A 15,924-nucleotide genomic window follows, 5' to 3' on the forward strand; every position below is an offset into this window, starting at 1 on the left:
TCTGCCTTTATTGTTTTCGGCAAATTCTGTTTTTAGAAGGTACCGAATGTATTTTTATAAATGGTTGTTTGCTATGTAATAATCATAGCAAACTTTTGTTTTAGAGTGCTGTAAATGCAGCAATGAACCCAAGAATAATGCCTGGAGTGTTGGCTATGGCAAGTGCCCAGTCGCGTTTTTCCTTAAACAAACCGTAGCAAACCCATAGCGTACAGTTTACTCCTGCCATAAAAGGCTGTATGAATATACCTTTATGGCCGTGCAAATTGTTCCATATTTGCGGGAAATAGAACACGTACATTAGTATAGATGTTACCATACCTACCCAACCCATAGCTTCAAAAAACTTCTCTTTCGTCATGTTAAATCCTTTTTTTATTTGTGTGATATTACCTTTTTTATTTAGTGGTAGACAAGGATAGCATAACGAATGTGCTTTTTTTACTATTGAAAGGTGTATTCTTCTGTTATCCTAAACTCCGTTGCAAAGATATAGAAAGTTTGGTTTTAAAAAAAGAAATGCTGAAAGAAAGTATATCTTTTTGTATTTTTTTTGTTAGAATGGGGGCTGTTTTTGTGTTTTGAATGTTGTGTTGTTGTAATCCGTCAGCAACATTATTGGCAGGTTGTTAGCAGCCGTAGGGGCAGATTTATCGTGCCCGCATATATATATTCGATATGCATTTGCAATCCGTTTGAAACACATTTATGTAATGTTCGCAACGTGTTCGTTATCTGTGTGTTACATATTCGCCGTGTAAAAGTATGGTTTTTGCGTTGCAAAAGTATGGTTTTTGGCGTGCAAAAAGGGGGTTTTTACATTGCAAAAGTATGGTTTTTGCAATGCAAAAAGGGGGTTTTTATTTTTTGGCTTCGGCACTCTTACAATGTTGCGATGTATTAGCTGCTTTCTATAGTGTGTATTTCTCGGTTGCAATAACTATTTTGGTGTTTCCTCGCTGTGTGCGTTTTGTGTGCCTTTGTTGTCAGAAACCTGTTGCTTTCGTGCCGTTCGTGCCTTTTCAATTTTGTCTTTTGTTCGTCCCACATGGACAATAGCGTGTTTTCGTGCACTAATAATTTGGTAGCGATACACCATACACGTAATGAAGAAATAGACAATGGCTTGTGTCCAAAGTGCAAACACTTCGGTGCGAATGTCGTCTAACGTGCCTGCCATAGACGACAAACTAAGGAAGCCGCGTACGCCAAATGTTGAAGGAATGAACCATGCTATGCCTTCCCAAATGGCAGGAATGTTGGTGCGAGGCCAGCTAACGCCTGTTAAAAATAGGAAAGGAATGGACGTAAACACCACAAGCAACATTACGTTTTCGCGGTGTCGAACAAGGCACGAGAGTGTCATTCCAAAGAAAATAACCGATAAAAGGTAGGGTACAAGCAGCCCAATAAGGTCGGAAGGCTGTGCCAACATAGTGAAATGGAATATGTGTGGTACGGCTAAAGTAATGTAAGCAGCCACCACACAGTATATCATGAAATAGCAAAGCGATTTTCCCAGAACTATCTTAAATATGCCATTATGGTGCTTGCTGATGGGGACAAGGTCTTGATAGCGATTGTTTTCGCGTGCTGTACCTGCCGAAAGACCAATGCCAAGTAGCAGGGTTTGTTGTAGAATAAGTATTAACACACCCGGCAGAATGGCATTTCCGTAACCTCCAGTAACGTTAAAAATGGGTTCTTCTACCACCTCTAACGGTTGTGTGTTCACCTGTTCGTCGCGTACGGTAATATTTCCTATCATATCTTTTTGCCGTTCTTTTCCCATCTCGAGGGCTACAGCAAGGCTTGTTTGGTATATTGCTTTGTAGGCAAGCATAAGGTTCATATCGCAATAAACACTTATATGGGCTTGCTCTCCTCGGTTTAATGTTTGCTCAAAGTTCTTTGGTAAATATATAATACCATTGGCATTTTGTTGTTCTACAACGGTTTTTGCTTCAGGCAAACTGTTGCAATAGTAAGCCACCTCCACATCGGGAGATGCATTAACCATACGAACAAACTGGCGCGAAGTAGCTGTATGCGACTGGTCTACCACTACAACGGGCACATTGCGCACCACTTCGTTGTTGTAAATCCATGAATAAAGCAACGGGTAGAGCAACGGAACGAGTACGAAGAATATAAGAACACCCTCGTCTTTAATGGTATTCTTCATTTCAATCCACCAAATGTAGCAGATAGAAACAATTAAATTGCTGTTGGCATTTGTACGCCTACTGTTTGTTTTTTTCTCCATAAGCTCGTTTTTCTTCCTTGCTTTTACAATAGGAAACTTGCCTTTTTGTTGAATCTTTTACTATCTATTTTCTGTTCGTTTGTACAATGTAGCATACAATGAATGGCACTTTTATGTGCACTAAGGAATGTAAACATACTCTAACATAGCCCTCCTTATGTTGCGTGCAGTAAGCAATGGCAGAGCCGCAAAGGCAACGAGAGCCACCACATGTGGCCATGCGTTAATGAGAGGATAGCCATTGAAGACGGCAATTTGGTATACCATATAATAGTGTCGGAGGGGTATGAGCTGCGCTAAAGCTATAATTGGCGAATCCATAGCAAACAAAGGGAAGGTTGCTCCACACGCTGAGAACCCCACAACAGCCCATAATGAGCAAACACTCATAGACATACGGAGCGATGGCATTAGTCCAAATACGAACACACCGAACCCTTGTGCCGCTGTAACGGTGAGCAAAGCAATAAGCAACATCTTGGAAATTCCACCGGGGTGGGGGAAGTTTAAGTGCCCATAAACATACCATTCGTAGCACAAAAACATACTGAAGAATACAAGAAACTGTGGTAACAATTTGCCCGAAAGTGCTATAAAAATGTTCTTTCCTGCCATTTGCATCCACTCTTTAGACCGTCCAAACTTTAGTTCAGTGCCTATAGAGTAGACCGTAATTAGTAGCATGAATAGCATAAACACACCTGGCACCATAATGGTAGAGAGGTAAATGTTGTAGCTTAACCACGGATTTCCAATGGTATGCACGTCGAGTGCTATAGGCTGAAGGGTAGTTTTTATTTCTCTATTGGTCTTTCCTAACATCTGAAGCTTAGCCGAACCAATGGCAGCCGAGCCGAGTGTGGTGATGGTTTTAAGGTCTTTGAAGAGCAACGACCCTGCTACCAATGTAACGTTGCTATAATAAAACGACACTGTAGGCTGTCTTCCACTAACAAGTTTTGCGGTTGTTCCTTCTGGAATATATAGATATGCGTATATTTTTCCCTGCTGAATGGCACGCCGAGCCTCGTTTACGTTTGTGTAATGGGCTACTACTTTTGTGCTTTGGAAGGCATCTAATCGGCGTATAAGTGTACGTGTTACAGCCGAATTGTCGTTGTCTACCACACCACAAGGCATCTTTTCGGGTTGCCCAGAACTCATTAGCGATGTGAAAAAAATAAGAATGATAATAGGAAAAATCACCATACAGAACAGGTAGATGGGTGTATGTACAAGCTGATCTACCTCTCTTGCCGCTATGTTTATAATGCGTCGGAACACGATTGAGCCGTTTTTTTTGTTTTGTTTTTCTCTCTTTCTTAAGTAAAAAGCAGGCTATATGCAAAACCAATGTAGGCAGGTTTTGTTGCTTTTTCTATTTTACGGGAGAGTTATATCTATTTTGTTAGAAAACTATTTCCACCTTATTATATATAGACTTCCACCTTTTGGTATAGTAGCTTCTGTATTTCTAAGATGTAATTTCTATCTTATTACGATGCTATTTCTTTAATATGACCGACATACCAGGGCGCATTCCATCTACTTTTGTTATGGGTTTTGTCTTTACTTCAAAGGTTTTAAGGTCGTATTGTCCGTTTGCTTTTGTTGCTTTCCATACAGCATACGAGCCCTGATCCTTAACAGACGTAACCTGTAAGTCTATATTTTTGTTGAATGCAGGTAGGAAACCTTTCAGCTTTGTGCCCACCTTCATACCATTAAGCTGGTCTTCGCGAATGTTAAAAGTAACCCAAACGTCGTTCGTCATAGCAATACTCATAATCGGACTTCCTAGTCCTACCAACTCGCCAACCTTTGGATAGATAGTAGAAACCTCCCCATCGGCAGTGGCTCTTTGTACTGTTTCCTTTAAAAACGACCTAACAACGTCTACTGCAGAGCGTGCTGCTTGTGCCTGTTTCTTGGCTGCTTGTTTGGTTTCCTTACGTTTTCCGCTCTTTGCAAGGTCGTATTGAGCACGCGCAACGTCCACTGCTGACTGCGTAGTTTTATATGCTGCTTCAGCTTCGTCGCGTTTTTGAGCCGAAATAACCCCCTCGTTGAAAAGTCGAAGTAGTCGTCCGTAGGTCTTTCCTGCTATGTCGTTGGCGGTAATAGCCTGCTGATAAACATTGTAAGCTGCTGTAATCAGCTCTTGTCTATTGGGTTCTTCCACCAAATCGCTTAGAGCTTCTGTTGCACCGGCAGTAGCTTTGGCTACGTTTTCCTGTGCATTCATTTCAGGAATGGATAGTACAGCGAGCACTTGTCCCTTGTGTACGTAGTCGCCTTCCTTTACTTTGATGTCTGTAATACGTCCTGGTAGTTTGCAAGCTACACGATATTCGCTGACATCAACCTCGCCTTGAATAATCTCTTCGTCCTTTCCTAAGGTGAAATAGCCTATTACTGCCACTAGTATTACTACACTGGCAAAACCCAGAATGGCTAAAAGAATGTTGTTATGTTGCGATTTTGCTGACATAATGAATGTCTTTATTATGTTTGTTTTGTTTCTATTATAGTTCTAAAATAATATTTTTCAGCTTGAAGATCCACTTTCTTGTGCAACAATAGTGGTTGTTTGCTAAAGTTTCTATAGTTCTCCGAGTGCCTTTTTAAGTGCTACTTGTGCGGTTCGAACATCTATTTCGGCATCAACAATGGCAGTCTTTGCCGACATCCATGCCGTTTGTGCTTGCATAACATCGGTAACTGTCATTACTCCTTCCTTAAATCCGAGGTTGGCAACACGTAGGTTTTCTTCTGCCGAAGCCATATTCTTGTTAGCCGTAGCCAGGCGACTATTGGCGTTTTTAAGGCGGAAACGAGTTTGTTCTACCTCTAATCTAATCTTGTTTCGTACGTCGTTCAGTTCCATTTGTGCCATTTGGGTAGCTGTTCGAGCGGCTCTCACCTTGTATTTGCCTTCTCCCCAGTTCCAAATGGGTACGTGTAACACCAGTCCAACACTCCAAATGTCTTTGAATTTCTGTTCAAATCCGTTGAAAGCATTGGGGTTCGATACGGTATAACCTGCTGTTAAGGCTAGGTGTGGACGATAAAGTGCTTGTATTATTTTGGTGTTTTGTTTGGTAATATCTACTGTATTTTGTAGTATTCGTACCTCTGGACGAGCATTAAAAGTAGTATCTACATTATTATAATGTGTAGGAACAAAACCTGAAAGATTGTCTGTTGCTTCGTCTTCGAGTATTAAATCGCCATCAAGAGGTAGTCCACAAAGCTGACAAAGTGCCATTTTCGCTAACGAAATGCCATTTTCTATTTCCGAAATGGTAAGGTTTGCGGTGTTTTCAGCTACTGAAACCTTCAGACCATCAGCCTTTGTTGCAACGCCGGCATCGTACATTTTAGTTACATTATCGTGCAGCTTGCTTATTAGATTGCGGTATTGTATAGCCAGTATCGACTTTTTTTGGAGCGAAACAATAAGCCAATATGCATTATCAACGGCAAAAAGCACTGTTTGTTGCTTTAGTTTTATATCGTTTTGAGCAAACTCTTCGCCAATGGTAGCTATGTCGTTGAGTGCTTTTATGCCTCCTCCCATATATATAGGCTGCGTAACCATAATGCCAGCAGCATACATATTCTTTGTGTTTGTACGCAATCCGCGTCGTATTGTCTCACCAATGTTGTTGCCTGCTTGGGATAGTGGCGTTGTAATACCACCTAAAACATCGGCTAATCGTTGGGCTACTTGAGCCGAAATGAAGCCTTGTTGTTGCAGCTGACCAATGGTTTGACCAATCTGACTGCCTACCTGACCTACTGTTGTAGACCCTAATGAAGAGAGAGTTTGCTTTTGTTTATCGTTCAGAAGCGATATTTCGCGCGACAGATGCTCGTATCCTGCCATACCAGTAACACGTGGTAGATACTTAGTTTTGGCAGCTTTGTGTGTGTCTTCGGCTATTTGAGCAGTCAATTTAGATATTGCCAGCTGTTTATTATTAGCCAAAGCCAGTTCACGACAACGCTTTAACGACAGCACATTGCGTCTTTCTGCAATCACTTCTTGGCTTTCTGCCGTTCCGTTTTCCATCTTATCGGCAGCTGTTTCCTGCGTTGTTGCAGTGTTTTCTAGTGCCATCGAAGTTTGCACTTTATGTTTTTCGCCTATTGTTTTTTGCGCAATTGAGGGCTGTATTTCCAGCCTTCTCAGTGGCTTTTCCTGTATAATAGAAGCCATTTCTTGCGAAAAAACAAAATTAACAGCACCTAAAAATATGCTGAAAAGCAACGTTCGTTTTATCATAAAGTTCTATTCTATATCTAATACTGCCATTTTTTAATTCCCAAAGTATGGTTTTTGCATTCCCAAAGTATGGTTTTTGCGTTCCAAAAGTATGGTTTTTGCGTTCCAAAAGTATGGTTTTTGCATTCCAAAAGTATGGTTTTTACATTTCGTACAGTTGGTTTTGTACCTTAAAGCAACCTATATTTTGTAGTTCAAAAAACTTAATTCGTACTAAATTAAACCTTGCTTGGCACTTGATAGTACTATCTTCTGTAACTTAATACAAAGGTAAACTATTTGTAATATCGCCCCAAATAAATAGCTTTATTATTTCTTTATTTTCGTTAAAGTGGGTAAAATAAAAGAAAAAATGCCTAAGTTTTATTTTTATTTCTTACTTTTGCACCATACAATTGTATATAGTACACATTACGAAACAATTACATTAAATGCGCAAAAGAGGCTTTATATATAGGGTTTTTGACTTATACTACGATGGATTTCGTAGTATGACGCTTGGCAAAACGCTATGGCTTGTAATATTAATAAAGCTCTTTATTATGTTTTTTGTCCTAAAATTGTTCTTTTTTCCGAACTTTATAAAAGAGCATTCTAAGGGTGGTGATGACGCAAAATTCGTTGAAAAGGAAATGTTAAAGCGCAACTAAATGTTATGGATAGAGACTTTTTAAAGCCTACTATTATAGAATATGTGAATTGGTTATGGTGTATATAGTAAATTGTATGGTGTGTTTAAGCATCTGTTATGTGTAGAAATGAGAATAAACGAGGGAACTATAAATAAATTCTAACAGTTATATTATTAAGAAATGGGAAATCTATTATTAACCATCGACCCCGATGTTGTGAACTGGTCGCGTGCTCAGTTTGCGCTAACAGCCATCTATCACTGGCTGTTTGTGCCGCTAACACTTGGTCTTGCTCTCATTATGGGGATTATGGAAACGTACTATTATCGTACGGGAGAGATGTTTTGGAAAAAGACGGCGCAGTTTTGGCAACGTCTTTTCGGTATTAACTTTGCTATGGGAGTAGCTACTGGCATCATATTGGAGTTCGAATTCGGAACCAATTGGAGTAATTACTCTTGGTTTGTAGGCGATATCTTCGGTGCTCCGCTAGCTATTGAGGGTATGTTAGCCTTCTTTATGGAATCTACTTTCGTGGCTGTTATGTTCTTTGGGTGGAAGAAAGTGTCGCCCGGATTCCATCTTGCGTCTACCTGGCTTACGGGTATTGGCGCCACAATATCGGCTTGGTGGATTCTTGTAGCCAATGCTTGGATGCAGAATCCTGTGGGTTGTGAATTCAATCCAGACACCATGCGTAACGAAATGACCTCGTTTTGGGAAGTTGCTTTAAGCCCTATGGCTGTGAATAAGTTTACCCATACCGTTACATCTGCATGGGTTTTGGGTGCAGCTTTCTGTGTTGGCGTTAGCTGTTGGTACCTTTTGAAGAAGCGACATGTAGACTTTGCGCGCAAAAGTCTAAAGGTTGGCGCTGTCGTAGGACTATGTGCGTCGTTGCTTACTGCCGTTGCTGGCGACGAATCGGCTTATCTTGTGGCACAACATCAGCCTATGAAGCTTGCAGCAATGGAGGCTTTGTACGAAGGAGGCAGGGGAGAAGCTCTTACGGGGGTGGCTCTTGTGAATCCATTTGCACAGCCCGACTACACAAAAGAGACAGAACCACCAATGAAAATTGCTGTTCCTAAGGTGCTTTCGTTCCTTGCTACACGCGATTTTAACGGTTATGTGCCTGGTATTCGTAACATTATTAATGGTTACACAAAGGACGATGGCACGGTAGAACTACCACTTAAAGAGAAAATTATACGTGGAAAACAAGCCATAGAAGCCCTTAAAGCCTATCGTGGAGGACAGAAAACAGATGCCAATATAAAGACTTTGAAGGAGAACATGAAGTACTTTGGTTATGGCTACATTAAGAATGCAGACCAAACTGTGCCACCTATTGGTATCAATTTCTGGGCATTCCGCTTTATGGTAGGCTTAGGAGCATTGTTCATTTTGGTGTTTGCCATTATCTTGTTTGTGCTTTATAGAAAGGATATAAGCCGTCCACGTCTATTGCAAATTGTGGGTGTTGCACTTATTCCGTTGGCATATATTGCTAGCGAATGTGGGTGGTTGGTAGCCGAATTTGGGCGTCAGCCTTGGACAATACAGGATATGTTGCCTACATGGGCAGCTGTTAGCGACCTCAATAGTGGGAGTGTTGCACTTACATTCTTCTTGTTCTTATTCCTATTTACGGCTATGCTTCTAGTAGAAATAAGTATTATGTGTAAACAAATAAAGAAAGGACCGCAGCTATGACATACGATTTTTTGCAACATTATTGGTGGTTTCTAATTGCACTCTTAGGGGCATTGCTTGTCTTCTTGATGTTTGTGCAGGGAGCAAACTCTATGATTTTTCAATTAGGAAAGACTGATGTAGAACGCCGTATGGTGGTAAACTCTACAGGACGTAAGTGGGAATTTACTTTCACTACCCTGGTAACGTTTGGCGGAGCCTTCTTTGCTTCGTTCCCATTGTTCTATTCTACCAGCTTCGGTTCGGCTTATTGGGTGTGGATTATCATTCTTTTCTCGTTCATAATTCAGGCTGTTAGCTACGAGTTTCAGAACAAAGCAGGTAATCTTTTGGGTGTAAAAACCTTCCAAACGTGCCTAATTATAAATGGTATAGTAGGACCATTGTTGCTTGGCGGTGCCGTTGCAACCTTCTTTACAGGGTCTAATTTCATGGTAGAAAAGGCTAATATAGTAAACAGTATGCAGCCTGTTATCTCTCATTGGGCTAATGCTTCACGCGGATTAGACGTGTTATTGAATCCATGGGTGGTTGTTTTTGGAATTGCCGTTGTGTTTCTCGCACGCGTGTTGGGCATTCTTTATATTAATAATAATGTGTCCGACGATGCCATACGTGCACGCATTCGTCCGCAATTGCTTCTAAACACCATACTGTTCCTTGTGTTTTTCCTTGCATTCTTGGGCAAAACCCTTCTTGGTAGTGGCTATGCGGTAAATGCAGAAGGTGCCATAGTAATGGAAGAAATGAAGTATTTGCACAATCTTATAGATATGTGGTACTTGGCTCTTGTGCTTTTGGTGGGCGTGTTGTTGGTGCTTTTTGGCATTGTACGCACACTTTTGCAAAAAAACTACATAAAAGGCATTTGGCCAACAGGCATTGGCGTGGTGTTAGTTGTAATAGTTTTGTTCCTTATAGCAGGCTATAACAACACAGCATACTACCCATCTACTGCCGAATTGCAGAGTTCTTTAACTATTAAGAACAGTTGTTCGAGCGAGTTTACCCTCACCGCAATGTTCTATGCAAGCCTGATTGCACCATTTGTTTTGGGTTATATCTTCTGTGCTTGGCGCAGTATTGATAGCAAAAAGATTGACCGCCAGGAGATTGAGGACGACGATCACGCTTATTAACAACTCTTTTTCATTTCATTGTTTTAGCCTCAATAGTGGTTAAACAATATATAGTAGTGCGATGTATTCCGAACGAATGCATCGCATTTTTATTTTATTTTGTAGACAATAGTACCCAATTTATTCAGCAACAACAATAGCACATTTCTGCATATTTATGGTGCATATATTGTGAAAGATACTCTACCGAAAAACAAAAGATAGGTTTTTACCTTGCAAAAACCCCCTTTTTGCATTATAAAAACCCCCTTTTTGCACGCCAAAAACCCCCTTTTTGAAATGCCTTTGTAACTATTTGACTTTCAGAAAGATATATTACAGCGCAACGATACGTATATTTGCATATATACACGAAAACAATTTTATATATTCATATTCAATTTATTGGAATGTTAAAAAACACTTATAATAATGCTTTATTTACCTTATGTTATACTTATTTAAGAATAAAGGGTTATATTTGCACCGCAGATTGAGAACCTGTATAAGGCAATTTTTTTGCAATTAAGCTTGTTTGAGCACTGCAAAAACAAGACTTACATTGGCTAAAAGAATTGTTTTCGTTCAAAAAAACGTACAATGTTAGCTGTGCTTAGGCATTGAAACAATGAGAGAACGCACGCTTTAAAGAACGAAAAAAGAGCTAAAACAAACCTAAACACGCTGCAAAACAGAAAGACTTAAAGCTCTTATCAATTCACAATAGTTATCATAAAACCAAATAGTTACAACTAAATTTAAAAGCATGAAACGTAGTTTAAATCTTTTGCTGCTATTTGCGATACTCGCAATACCTGCCTTTGCCGAACGAATTTCACGGACAGAGGCACAACGCATAGCACAAAACTTCTTTGCAAAAAAACTTCAACGGAATGTTAAAACAACCCTAATGGCACTGCCAAAAAGGTTGTTGCCCAGTACACCCACCACACCTTCGTATGCACCTTTCTATATTTATAATGTAGAAAACAACGGCGGATTTGTTATTGTATCGGGCGATGACGCCATCGGAAACATCATAGGATATAGCGATAATGGTACCTTCGATTTGGAAGGAGCACCCGATAACGTTGTAACTATGATGCAAATGTTTGCACGTACCATTGAAAACCAACAGCGTACAGGCTCTACCGACTTCGTAAAAGAAGACGAACGAGTGGCACCACACGGCGAAGTGAAGGTGAAACCACTACTAAAAAACATTCAATGGGGGCAAGATGCACCATTCTTTAACAAGATGCCAGAACGCAAAGCAACCGAAAACAACCCAAAAGAACGATATTATGTGGGGTGTGTAGCTACCGCAATGGCACAAATTATGCGCTACTATAAATGGCCAATGCAGGGAACTGGCAATATGACTTACACCGACAATCTTGGTAAAAAACACATTGTAGATTTTGCATCAGCCACCTTCGATTGGACAAAAATGCCCGAACGGTTAGAGATTGATAATGCCGATGAAACCGAAAATAATATGGTTGCCACACTAAGCAGCCTTGCAGCATTTAGCGTACACATGTCTTTTATGCCCAGTGGTGAGGCTGGAGCCTACTCGCAAGCCGTTACTGGCGCAATGGTAAACCACTTTGGATACGACACAGGTATAGCCTATAAAAAGCGCGAGTACTATTCTACACCGCAATGGATAGCTATGATAAAGACAGAACTAGATGCAGGACGTCCCGTTTTCTACTCAGCTTCGAACGAAGATGGTAAAGGCGGACACGCTTTTGTGTGCGATGGATACGACAGCGAAGACTATTTCCACTTTAATTGGGGCTGGTATGGCAAGAGTAACGGATACTTTAGAGTGAACGCTCTCGAACCCTATGCACTCGGAATTGGAGCTAATGGCGGCGGATATAACCTTCAGCAAGAAATAATTACGGGTATAAAGCCTCTCGATAGTGCCAATCCTGGCAAAAAACAATGGGCTATTTTTGGTTCGAGCAGACTATCTGTGGTTGAAGCAGAAGGGCAAATACTTGGAATGCAACGCATTGATAGCCACGATTGCGATAAGTTTACAGGGAAAGTTGCACTTGTTTTGTTGGATAAAAATAAAGAAGTAAAAGCCATTTTAAAGCAAGACGACAAAGTGTTTGATGCCGTAAAGCTAGACGGAAATCTCTATACTACAGGCTACTACATTAGTAATTGGATACATAAAAACATAGAAAATAATGTGCCAGATGGTAGCGATTACAGCATACAATTTGCCGTTAAAGCCGACAATAGTAACGATTGGCAGTTGGTGCTTTGCCCTAACAACCTGCCAAATTATGCTGCAGCAACAGTGAAGAACAACACTATTGTGAGCGTAAAACAAAACGAACCTGTGCCAAATGTAACACTTGTGAAACCTATTACGGCAGAAAACGAATTGCACGCAAAAGGTTCTGGTAAGTTCACACTAGTGCTAAAGAATAATAGCAACGACTTTATTCTCAACCATATATGGCTCAAATTCACAGACGTAAACAACGATTCGAAAGTTTATTACGTGCACGAAGACGATAAAAAAACATTCCATCAGGTTTACGATAATAGCGAAAAAACAATACAATTGCTATGCGAACTACCAGAAGATATGCCTTCTGGTAAATACAAAGTATCGGCTTTCGAAAAGAATGTGAATGTTTCTAAACCTAAAGACGATGCTACCGAAGAAGAGAAACAACGCTACAGAGAACGAATTGCAATGTGGGAGAACTACCCATTCGTACCTGGTTTTAGCGAAGAAAATATACTAGAGGTACGCGAAGAGGTAACAACTCCAGTGTTCTATCAGGACGGTGAGATGCTATGGATAAGCAGTAGCAATAAAGAAAATAACGCAGCTGTAAAGCAAGGAGATATTATTGCCATTCTGCAAAACGCACAAAACTACGGTGCAGCAGGCACTTCGGCATTGCTAATGAAGGCAATAGACGTTGCCGACCATAGTAAAATGTACGATATTGTGCAGACTAAAGAAGCTAATTATAAGAAGATGGAACTGGCAAAAGGGGTATATTCGTCTCGTTTAGACTTAGCTCCAGGTAAGTATTTGCTAGTCCCTTACTATGTGGTAAACGGTGTAGAAACACCTATGGGAGGCAAAAAGAAAGAATATACACTAGAGGTTCTCGACAACGAAGCCATAGAAATAGCATGCACAGAGTTCACAATTCCAACCACAGACTTAGAAAATGGAAAGCGAACAGACAACTTTAAGATTAAAATAACAGCACGAAAAACAGTGAAGGGAGTACCTCTTTATGTACGTTTGCGCCCTCTTACTCGCACAGGAGGTATGTTAGCGTTTATGAAAACAATAAGTTTAGACGAAGGAAAAAGCGCAGAATACACCTTCGCACTAACTCCCGATGCTGCATTAAAGCCCGGTACGTATCTGCTTTATGCCGAATATCGCCCCAAAGGAAAGGCGTATGGACAAGAAGTTCCCCTTGCTGGCAACAACACACAAACCGTTTATATAGATACAAAAGCAGGTGTAAAAAATGTTCAAACCAACGAAACAGAACTAGATTGCACTATAAACGGCAACACAATTTGCATTAACAATACACAGAAAGTATGTCGTATAGATGTCTATAGCATAGCTGGTAGAAAGCTATTCGGCACATCTAACATTGCAAATACCATTAACTTGCCCATACAAAATGGCATCTATGTAGTGCGAATAGCAACAACTAACGGAATAATAACAAAGAAAATAGCAGTAAAATAAGGAATATTGCATATTAAACAATATAAAAGGGCGTCCTAAAATAGAAGGGCGCTCTTTTTAATATCAACCTTAAAAAAAAACGAAATATATTTCAATATGTGCAAGAAAATACGTAATTTTGCCACGTTATATCAACTTTTAGCAATCAATAGTGTTGCAACGACAAAGCGAAAATAATAAAATAATATAAACAAACATGGTAAACAAAAAAGCAGAGGGCACATACGAAGACACCCTCAACAAGTCGGAAGCCTTCTTTATGAGGCACGGAAAAACCGCAATCATTGCTATAGTAGCAGTCCTTGTAGTAGTTGCTGGGTTCTTCTTATATAGAACTTTCATCGTAGAACCACAGGAAGAAGATGCAAGTACCGAGTTAGCACAAGCTCAAAAGCTCTTCCAAGCACAGCAATACGACCAAGCTCTCAAGGCTTTTCAGAAGGTTCAAAGCGATTATAGTAGTACCGATGCAGGCAATCTTGCCAATCTTTATGTCGGATTATGCTATGCTCACCAAGAAAAACCCAATTGGGCGAAAGCCTTAGAGTACGTTCAGAAGTTCTCAACATCTAACGATCAGATTATTAGTCCTGCCTCTCAGATGGCTCTTGGAGATATTTATGCCAACAATAACCAGAACGATAAGGCAGTAGAAAGCTTTAAAAAGGCTGCCGATATGGCAAATGCAAAAGGCTTTGAAGGTGTTAATATCAGCATAGCACCATTGGCATTGAGAAAGGCAGGTATCATTTTAGAAAGCGAAGGCAAGAAAGCCGATGCCCTAAAACTATATCAAGAAATTAAAACAAAGTATGTAACGTCTCCAATGTATCAGGATATTGATAAGTACATTGAGCGTGCAAGCAACTAATTTCTACTCAGAAATGTCTACAGCATTACACAATTTATCTGACTACAACCTCGCTTCAGTCCCCGATGCAAGTAATATGTGCTTCGGAATAATAGTGTCTGAATGGAATCCAGATATCACTGGAGCACTCCTTGATGGTGCTGTTAGAACGCTGGAGAAGCATGGTGCCATTCCTGAAAATATACATGTGAAGACTGTTCCAGGTAGTTTCGAATTGGTTTATGGTGCTCACCAGATGACGCTAAACGGAGGTTATGATGCTATTATCATACTTGGAAGCGTTATTAGAGGCGAAACTCCACACTTCGACTATATCTGCCAGGGAGTAACTTATGGCATTTCACGCCTCAATGCTACGGCAGAAATACCTATAGTGTATGGTCTACTTACAACAAACGACCTACAACAAGCTAGGGATAGAAGTGGTGGAAAGCTTGGAAATAAGGGCGATGAATGTGCAATTGTAGCTATAAAAATGGCTAAGTTCTAAGTTTACGATAGGCAATAGTACGATGAAACTAAAAGAATACTTCCAAGCTTACGAGTTCGAAGAGATATTTCCATACATCGGATTAATGTTTCCAAAGGCACGCCATCAGCGTAATGCTTTCCAGAATGCCTATGAATTGCTATTAAATATCACTCCTGTTCCATCGAAAAAGTACATTCATTACCAGTTAATGGAGGATCCTGACTCGAACGAAATGTTCTTTGGTGCCGATGATAGTAACTTTAACGGACCATGGGAGGTATTGTTAGGGAAAGATGTACGTATAGATCCGAAGGTTGATTTAAGTAAAGAAGAGATTGTAGCTAACTGTTTATTGAATACCGTTCTTATAGGGCGGCACCCCAAACAGTTCGATTCCGATTTCAACTTTATATGTCGTTAATTGGAACTTAAAAGATTTTTCCATATTATTAGAAGGTATTCTGCTTTGTTCGGAGTACCTTTTTTTGTGCATATTTCCTTTGTTATGTAGTGTGAAAAGCATTTGTTTATGTTTCTAAAATATTTTATTTTGTTATCAAAGGTTTTTACTTTGAAATGCAAAAGACATACTTTCGATATTTAAAAAGGTAGTTTTTGCAAGCTAAAAGTGTGGTTTTTGCATACTAAAAACCATACTTTTACAACGCAAAAACCATACTTTTACACGGCGAATATGTAACACACAGATAACGAACACGTTGCGAACATTACATAAATGTGTTTCAAACGGATTGCAAATGTGCCCCAACGTTTTACGAATGTGTGGCGAGCACGTATACACGG

General features: G+C 40.1%; 12 protein-coding genes. 7 read left to right on the forward strand and 5 right to left on the reverse strand.

The features are described 5' to 3' along the window. Positions 1-100: 100 nt before the first annotated feature. The 5 genes from HMPREF9144_RS10240 to HMPREF9144_RS10260 form a co-directional block, all read right to left on the reverse strand. Positions 101-361 (reverse strand): SemiSWEET family transporter, encoded by a 261-nt coding sequence (locus HMPREF9144_RS10240; protein ID WP_006045969.1) that lies wholly within the window; start codon positions 359-361, stop codon positions 101-103. A gap of 579 nt (positions 362-940) precedes the next feature. Next, positions 941-2,266, reverse strand: coding sequence for an ABC transporter permease (locus tag HMPREF9144_RS10245; RefSeq protein WP_006045972.1), 1,326 nt, complete (start codon positions 2,264-2,266; stop codon positions 941-943). 120 nt (positions 2,267-2,386) lie between these two features. After that, positions 2,387-3,550 carry an ABC transporter permease gene (locus tag HMPREF9144_RS10250; protein ID WP_006045973.1) on the reverse strand — a complete coding sequence of 388 codons (1,164 nt, stop codon included), beginning with the start codon at positions 3,548-3,550 and terminating at the stop codon, positions 2,387-2,389. A gap of 220 nt (positions 3,551-3,770) precedes the next feature. Then, positions 3,771-4,757, reverse strand: a complete 987-nt coding sequence (locus HMPREF9144_RS10255) for an HlyD family secretion protein (RefSeq protein ID WP_006045975.1) — start codon at positions 4,755-4,757, stop codon at positions 3,771-3,773. Positions 4,758-4,868: 111 nt separating this feature from the next. Further along, entirely contained in the window at positions 4,869-6,554 is a 1,686-nt protein-coding gene (locus HMPREF9144_RS10260; RefSeq protein ID WP_006045976.1) for a TolC family protein, read from the reverse strand. A 431-nt stretch (positions 6,555-6,985) separates the two neighbouring features. On the opposite strand from HMPREF9144_RS10260, the gene HMPREF9144_RS10265 reads away from it, so the two are divergent. From HMPREF9144_RS10265 to HMPREF9144_RS10295, 7 genes are all read left to right on the forward strand, one after another. Then, positions 6,986-7,204: a DUF4492 domain-containing protein gene (locus tag HMPREF9144_RS10265; protein ID WP_006045978.1), complete on the forward strand. Its 219-nt coding sequence runs from the start codon at positions 6,986-6,988 to the stop codon at positions 7,202-7,204. A gap of 162 nt (positions 7,205-7,366) precedes the next feature. Beyond that, a complete protein-coding gene (locus HMPREF9144_RS10270) occupies positions 7,367-8,902 on the forward strand; it encodes a cytochrome ubiquinol oxidase subunit I (protein ID WP_006045979.1) in 1,536 nt (511 codons plus the stop codon). Beyond that, complete coding sequence (locus HMPREF9144_RS10275) at positions 8,899-10,041, forward strand: cytochrome d ubiquinol oxidase subunit II (protein ID WP_006045980.1); 1,143 nt, start codon at positions 8,899-8,901, stop codon at positions 10,039-10,041. Before HMPREF9144_RS10270 ends, HMPREF9144_RS10275 begins: the two co-directional genes overlap by 4 nt. A 745-nt stretch (positions 10,042-10,786) precedes the next feature. Further along, complete coding sequence (locus tag HMPREF9144_RS10280) at positions 10,787-13,777, forward strand: C10 family peptidase (protein ID WP_006045982.1); 2,991 nt, start codon at positions 10,787-10,789, stop codon at positions 13,775-13,777. 196 nt (positions 13,778-13,973) lie between these two features. Beyond that, positions 13,974-14,648: a tetratricopeptide repeat protein gene (locus tag HMPREF9144_RS10285; protein ID WP_006045983.1), complete on the forward strand. Its 675-nt coding sequence runs from the start codon at positions 13,974-13,976 to the stop codon at positions 14,646-14,648. Positions 14,649-14,661: 13 nt separating this feature from the next. Beyond that, positions 14,662-15,138, forward strand: a complete 477-nt coding sequence (gene ribH, locus HMPREF9144_RS10290) for a 6,7-dimethyl-8-ribityllumazine synthase (protein WP_040595761.1) — start codon at positions 14,662-14,664, stop codon at positions 15,136-15,138. A 22-nt stretch (positions 15,139-15,160) separates the two neighbouring features. Next, a complete protein-coding gene (locus HMPREF9144_RS10295) occupies positions 15,161-15,541 on the forward strand; it encodes a hypothetical protein (RefSeq protein ID WP_006045985.1) in 381 nt (126 codons plus the stop codon). Positions 15,542-15,924: the final 383 nt, after the last annotated feature.

It is taken from the genome of Prevotella pallens ATCC 700821 (genome assembly GCF_000220255.1).
GTDB classification, from domain to species: Bacteria; Bacteroidota; Bacteroidia; order Bacteroidales; family Bacteroidaceae; genus Prevotella; species Prevotella pallens.

Excerpts from the sequence above, each read along its gene's own strand:
- HMPREF9144_RS10240 (WP_006045969.1), bottom strand. The coding sequence starts at position 361 with ATGACGAAAGAGAAGTTTTTTGAAGCTATGGGTTGGGTAGGTATGGTA.
- HMPREF9144_RS10245 (WP_006045972.1), bottom strand. The coding sequence starts at position 2,266 with ATGGAGAAAAAAACAAACAGTAGGCGTACAAATGCCAACAGCAATTTA.
- HMPREF9144_RS10255 (WP_006045975.1), bottom strand. The coding sequence starts at position 4,757 with ATGTCAGCAAAATCGCAACATAACAACATTCTTTTAGCCATTCTGGGT.
- HMPREF9144_RS10260 (WP_006045976.1), bottom strand. The coding sequence starts at position 6,554 with ATGATAAAACGAACGTTGCTTTTCAGCATATTTTTAGGTGCTGTTAAT.
- HMPREF9144_RS10265 (WP_006045978.1), top strand. The coding sequence starts at position 6,986 with ATGCGCAAAAGAGGCTTTATATATAGGGTTTTTGACTTATACTACGAT.
- HMPREF9144_RS10270 (WP_006045979.1), top strand. The coding sequence starts at position 7,367 with ATGGGAAATCTATTATTAACCATCGACCCCGATGTTGTGAACTGGTCG.
- HMPREF9144_RS10275 (WP_006045980.1), top strand. The coding sequence starts at position 8,899 with ATGACATACGATTTTTTGCAACATTATTGGTGGTTTCTAATTGCACTC.
- HMPREF9144_RS10280 (WP_006045982.1), top strand. The coding sequence starts at position 10,787 with ATGAAACGTAGTTTAAATCTTTTGCTGCTATTTGCGATACTCGCAATA.
- HMPREF9144_RS10285 (WP_006045983.1), top strand. The coding sequence starts at position 13,974 with ATGGTAAACAAAAAAGCAGAGGGCACATACGAAGACACCCTCAACAAG.
- ribH (WP_040595761.1), top strand. The coding sequence starts at position 14,662 with ATGTCTACAGCATTACACAATTTATCTGACTACAACCTCGCTTCAGTC.
- HMPREF9144_RS10295 (WP_006045985.1), top strand. The coding sequence starts at position 15,161 with ATGAAACTAAAAGAATACTTCCAAGCTTACGAGTTCGAAGAGATATTT.